At 45.9% G+C, this 2361-nt stretch carries 2 pseudogenes; both read right to left on the minus strand.

Annotated features, from left to right (window positions below):
- A pseudogene (locus D9K81_RS18045) lies at nt 1-2172 on the minus strand (hypothetical protein); the annotation flags it as partial.
- Nucleotides 2162-2361: pseudogene (locus D9K81_RS18625) on the minus strand (hypothetical protein); the annotation flags it as partial. The pseudogenes D9K81_RS18625 and D9K81_RS18045, both read right to left, overlap by 11 nt.

Consider the following 2361-nt stretch of genomic DNA (forward strand, 5'->3'; position numbering starts at 1 on the left):
CTGCTCAGCAAAACCTTCTGTTAAATCAGTTTTCAATACCAATCCGATCACTGTGTCATTCCAGCTTTGCGCAACTGATTCATCACGATATGAAACACTCACTGTGACTGCAGTCGCCACCTCAGTTAAGGTCAAGGTGTTTGTGGTTTTGACATTTTGATAATTAATAATCATCCCCAGCATGCCTGCTTCTATTGCTGCTTGGGATGTATTATGTGTGCCGTAGTAAGGGCGCATAACCTTTTCGCGCTCAATCGCTTCAAGCGTGGCGCTTGGCGCAACGGTAATGGTTCGAGTTGTGTAGTTAATCGAACCTTGTTGCTGACCCGCGCCATTGATCATGTGGCCAGTTGTCGCATCTATAGGCATATCACGCAGTTCAACTTCACCCGAATAACCCATGTATTTTACTGGTACACGAATTTTTACAGACTTGGGAACCAGCGGTGCAGATCCATTGTCCAACTCAACCGTAATTGATCCGCCTGACGGTACAGCTGAAAGGCTAACCGCAGACTTCGGGCCCTTTTGGCCAGACACATTGAAAGTGGTACCGCCATTCGGCAGTAAGGTCGGCATAAGCTTGGCCACGCCATCCGCATAGTCGATCGTACCTGTGGCATCCCCAGTAAATTGACCTTGACCATTGTCTGTTGCTGTCTTAGACACACCATTCAGCAGCCAGTCTACAGTCAGCGTGCCCGCCACAATTGAATCATTTACAGGGATTTCAATATAGGCCTTATTAATGACTAACCCCGAGCGCTCTTGAGCTGTGATCATATTGCTCCACGTTAGCAATATTGCGCTACCAACGTCTGCCAATTCACCAACTGTAACCGCCATGGTGCCCGTTTCATAATCAATGCTGCCAGATCCGAATGAAGAATCAGAACCACGCAGCTGGCCTGCACCATTGTCGCGCAGTGTGTAGACTTGGTTTTGCACTAAATATGAAAACTGCAAACTGCCAGGTGATGGCAGTGGCACCAGATTCTTAATCCAGTTAAATCCATTATTTTCCTGATTCACATAAATCAGCATCGATTCAACTGGCGCAGTTACTGCGGCAGCCGGCATAAACGTAATATTTAAATTGGTTGTACCCGTGCCAGCATTGGCATTCCACGCAATTGCGCCATTTTGGTAGTTTATCGTACCGATTGAAGTACCAGCACTATTCTTTAGTTCACCACCAACATCGGTAATAGCCGATCCAAACAGGGTAAATTCAACAGATTTAGGCATCACACTTGAGCCGATATACAGCCCTTGCACAGTATTCACTGTGATATTTGGAAAGATCTTGCTTAATACGCCACTGGCTGTTTTGACTAGCGCCGCAGAATCACCAGCAGCATTGATATTCACCATTGGCGTTTCAGTCTGCGCAGATGGTACCAGCTGCGTGTAGACACTATCCGCAACGACAGAATAATCGCCGACCTGAGCAGTTTCTTTCAAATTCGCACTGGCATAGTATTTACCAGTATCCGCAACAATAGTGTCTCGAATGATGGTCTGGCTTTTTTCACCGCTATACCACTGCTTTGCAGAGAGGCCCACAAAGTCAGCTTTTAAGGCGTCACTGAGGCCGTAAGTTGCAATCTTGTATTCAACCTGCTTACCGTCAATCATTAAAATTGCAGTACGTGTGGAAACCTCAGTAATGCGAAGATACTGCTCAACTTCTAGAGGCTTGCCTTCATTTGAAATTAGCACAATAGATGCGCCAATCGAGCTTTCAGCTTCCTGTGGAAACATAGCTACTTGCAAAGACTTCATACCCAGCCAATGCGTATCCAACGGTGTGCCTGTCAGCTGCGCACCTTTGGCTAAGTAATTTTCAATGCGGTTTTGAGCACTTGAACGCTCATCTGTCCAGCTATTTGTACTGAATAATACGGCGGATACATTTGGATCTTTTGGGTTTTCAGAAATAAAGACTGTGGCACCCATCAGAGCATCCGTATCAGCTGTATTGACTGCGGCATAAATTTTTTGGATTGATGTGCGACCTGTTGTGCGATCCATTTCAGAAATGTCATTAAACAGGTTATTGCTTTGGCCATCGACAATTTCACGGCCTGAATATTTACCGCCGCCATCTTCCGCATCAGTCTTAATGCGTTCAGATTCCAGCAGTTTTAGGTTGTTGGTTTCAATCGGCATCGCTTACCTCGGTGAATCTCATAGTGACATTAAAATAGGTATCAAGTGATGTTGCTGGAGTGCCCTTGATTGTGGAGCTTTCAAGGGCACCATCTTTATGGTTAAAAACCACGTTGAAGCGTCGCTGATCATGTGGCCACTGAAACTGCAAGGTGAATTGCTCTTGAAGGTTTTGCCATTCGCGTAGCT

This window comes from Acinetobacter chengduensis (assembly GCF_003664645.1).
Taxonomy (GTDB): domain Bacteria; phylum Pseudomonadota; class Gammaproteobacteria; order Pseudomonadales; family Moraxellaceae; genus Acinetobacter; species Acinetobacter chengduensis.